Consider the following 3,395-nt stretch of genomic DNA (forward strand, 5'->3'; position numbering starts at 1 on the left):
CACCGTCCGAGACTACGAACGGCTACCCGCCCACCACGCCGCGATGGTCCAATGGGCCATGATCATCATGATGACCCGCCGCCTCGCCCGCCACCAACACACCTGAAACCCTTATTTACCAGGCTCTTACACCGCAGCACCAGACGCCCATCCTTGGCCGCAACCACTGCCCGCCTCCTGGACCGGGCAGCTGGAGCGGCCACACCCCCTCCCCTACACCCCGGTCCTCCCCGCAGTCGCCGCCGAGATTGAGGTCGACACCGCCTACGAGCATCACCGATGGCGCCATCTCGTCCGCTACCGACGCCCACGCCCCGACCTCGCCATCACCGACGTACCACCGCTCGACAACCGGTTTTGACGCCCGCCAACACCTCCAACAGGTCAAAGACGGCCGGCTTGCGACTCCATGAGGCCTTCACGCCGAGTTTGGCGGTAGCACAACCGGAACATGATCAGGGCGTTATCCACAGACACGAGAGTTATCCACAGCCACATGCGCGACCGCGGCGCGCCACGGTTTCGACGGGGAAGCTGAGGCGGTCGGCGAGGCCGCCTCCCGGCTGCTGGCCACGGCCACGTGCAGGTGGAGCAGCCCCGGCCGCAGGCCACCGACCACCGGTCCCCGCGCCAACCAGCCGGCGCGGGGACCGGCTGCCCTCGTTCCAGCAGCAGACCAACACCAGCGGCTTGGATCCCTTTCCCGTTTCCCGCATCACGGGCAGACCGCTCACACCACGAGTTGCCCAAATGAAGCCGTCCGAGCCAGTCCTAGGACCGTCACTGGTAGGCCTGATGCACAGCAGGGATCTTCGCTCGGGTGGTCATGCCGACGGCGGCGAGTGCGCGCAGCGTTAACTGGGCCTCGACCTGCAGCACCGGCCACACCCGGACTGATCGACGCACTCAAACGCCAACCTCACCCCGGCGCCATCCTTCACTGGTTCAACGGCACGCCCGACGAAATCGACCAAGCCGGCAAACTCGGCTGCTATTTCTCTGTCAACGCCGCCATGGGCGACGCCGCTCGCCACCAGATGAGGCCTCAGAACCCGAGCGAGTCCCTGTATGTCCGGACCAGTTTCCCCGACGTCGGAGCAGCCACGGAGCAACCATGATCTGTCACCCGCGCCGGTCGCCGACCCGGACGAGACGCCCGTTATGAAGGTCTTTGGCCTTACCTGCACGGTTACGACGTCGACCGGCACTTCTCGCCCCGCTACGACCCCTGGGACCAGCGGCTCTGCATGGTTCCAGCACCCCCTGCGCTCCAGCGAGCGGACAGCCTTGGCCCAGTCCCCCGCCCACTCAGTGACTAGCAGGCGAAGACGCCAGCTCTCGGCTAAACTGAAGGGTAAGTGAAATAAGTCAAAGCTGGTTGCACATGCTGCAGATGTAACCGAAACTAGGTGCGCGAGCCTCGCACAAGCAGGCTCCGCAGCGAGGAGTAGATCATGGCCACGGCGACGACACTCGCGGCAACGGCGCTCCGACTTTCCGAAGCAGCCAACCGGAAGGACAGCCCGGAGTACGACTCACTGAAGTCCCTCTTCGCCCTCCTTTCACAGCTTGACCGCGATGAGGTACGCCTAGTAGCCCGCAACGCGGCATCTGTCGCCGTTCCCAGCCTGGTGGTTGATCTATTGCGGCAAGTAAGCGCCGTCCTGGATCGTGGGGACGGTGTGGTCGTGAGCGAGGTTGCGCGAGAGCTCACCACCAGTGAGGCCGCACGAGTGCTAGGCGTGTCTAGACCGACGTTGATCAGCCTGCTTGATAAAGGTTCGATCAAGTCACACAAGGTAGGCACTCACCGACGAGTAGCGCTAGGAGACGTACTGGCCTACCGTCGGCGCCGTATCTCACAACAGCGCGAGGCCTATGAAGCCTTGATGGCCGAGCAGGACAATTTGGGCATATACGAGTAAACCTCTCACTATGGCTTTAGCCATGCGGCATCGGTAGCCTGAACGCGTGCTGCCGGTGCCGCTTACAGTGTTCGTAGATGCCAACGTTCTGTACTCGCGATGCCTGCGTGATTGGTTGGTGTTGATGGCTCTCGACAGCCACCACACCGCCTATGAGCTTCGGTGGAGCGAAGCCGTACTGGCTGAGGCCTTCTACCATCTACGCCGTAATCACCCAGACGCGCCGGAGCAGCAGATCGAGCGTTGGCGTGACTTGATGGACGAGAATTTCCCTGAAGCCAAGGTCACCAACTGGGATCCCCAGTCCGTCCCTTGCCCCAAAGATCCGAATGATCACCATGTCTTGGCCGCCGCCCACAGTGGCAGAGTCGACATCCTCATCACACACGACGGCGACATCGACGACTTCCAGCAGTGTCTCGACCAGGTCAACGCTGGCATCGACGTACAGCACGTCGATGCCTTCCTCTGCATGATCGCCGACCGCTACCCAGAGCTTGTTCGGCGGCGCTTCCTGTCCCAGGTCATGTACTGGCAACACCGCAACAAGCTGAGCGAAGAGGAGGCTGCGGACTCCAGCACAGACAGCCTTGACAAGGCGGGGGCTGGACGATTCGCATTTCTACTCAGAACCGACGAGCGCTTCCGGATCTGGTGACCACGCGGCTCCAGGCTCCAAGCCGCCAAGAGTCAGGTCGGTCGACCAGCACCAGCCCCCGCTGGGACTCCTTGGCACCGCTTCGAGTTCCTCGCTTCGCCTCTATCAGGTCACCCAGACCCGCGTTGAAGTACAGCCGCTGCTGGCGACCACCGATCATCCTGATTCCGACAGCGCCCCCGCGACGTGGCAAGGACTGGCCGCGCTCCTCGCCGCGATCCTCCGCCAGACAGCCACAAGCCCGCACGACAGCCCGCCGAGAACCGGCGCCGCGCCGCGGCCTGCCGGCGAGGAGGAGGCGGCCCGCAAAAAGCACGACGATGCGGCGGGCAAGCTGCGCCGCGACGTTGAACGCGCCTACCAGCACTACGCCTACCTGGTCCGTGCCGGAGAACTATACGTCGAGTTCAAACGGTTCGATGACGACAGCCGGACCGCGCTCAATGGCGCACATGTATGGACTGCTCTCCTTGAGGCGGGTCGGGCGGCGCCGCCCGCGGCGCTGTCCGCCGGCTACCTGGCCGCACTCCTCGACGGCTTCGACCGCGCGCTGACCCCGCGCGAGGTCGTGCAATCGTTCTATAAGAACCCGTCATTCCCGCTGGTCACCTCCACGGACGAGATCCGCCGCGTCCTGTTCGAGCTGCTGACCGCCGGCTGGGAGCTCATCGACGCGGACGGCAACCCTGTGGGGCTCGTAAAGCCGGTTCGGCTATGCTGCCTGCGAATACTCGTTGATCAACCCGCCGAGGATCGGGCGCCGTCGGATCCTGGCGGCGGTCAAGTCAGTGACTCCCGACGGCGGGTTTGGC

At 64.0% G+C, this 3,395-nt stretch carries 3 protein-coding genes; all 3 read left to right on the forward strand.

The genetic code is table 11. From position 1 onward, the window contains the following. Nucleotides 1–1,454: 1,454 nt before the first annotated feature. Nucleotides 1,455–1,925, forward strand: a complete 471-nt coding sequence (locus DKT69_RS01835; protein ID WP_109799873.1) for a helix-turn-helix domain-containing protein — start codon at nt 1,455–1,457, stop codon at nt 1,923–1,925. Between the two features lie 46 nt (nt 1,926–1,971). Then, a complete protein-coding gene (locus DKT69_RS01840) occupies nt 1,972–2,583 on the forward strand; it encodes a PIN domain-containing protein (protein ID WP_109799874.1) in 612 nt (203 codons plus the stop codon). Then, on the forward strand, nt 2,516–3,395 hold an 880-nt coding region (locus DKT69_RS38090), incomplete at its 3' end, for a hypothetical protein (protein WP_161557751.1). The genes DKT69_RS01840 and DKT69_RS38090, both read left to right, overlap by 68 nt.

The organism is Micromonospora sicca, assembly GCF_003172935.1.
Classification (GTDB): domain Bacteria; phylum Actinomycetota; class Actinomycetes; order Mycobacteriales; family Micromonosporaceae; genus Micromonospora; species Micromonospora sicca.

What these genes read in the sequence shown, in the direction of transcription:
- DKT69_RS01835 (WP_109799873.1), top strand. Translation starts at nt 1,455, where the DNA reads ATGGCCACGGCGACGACACTCGCGGCAACGGCGCTCCGACTTTCCGAA.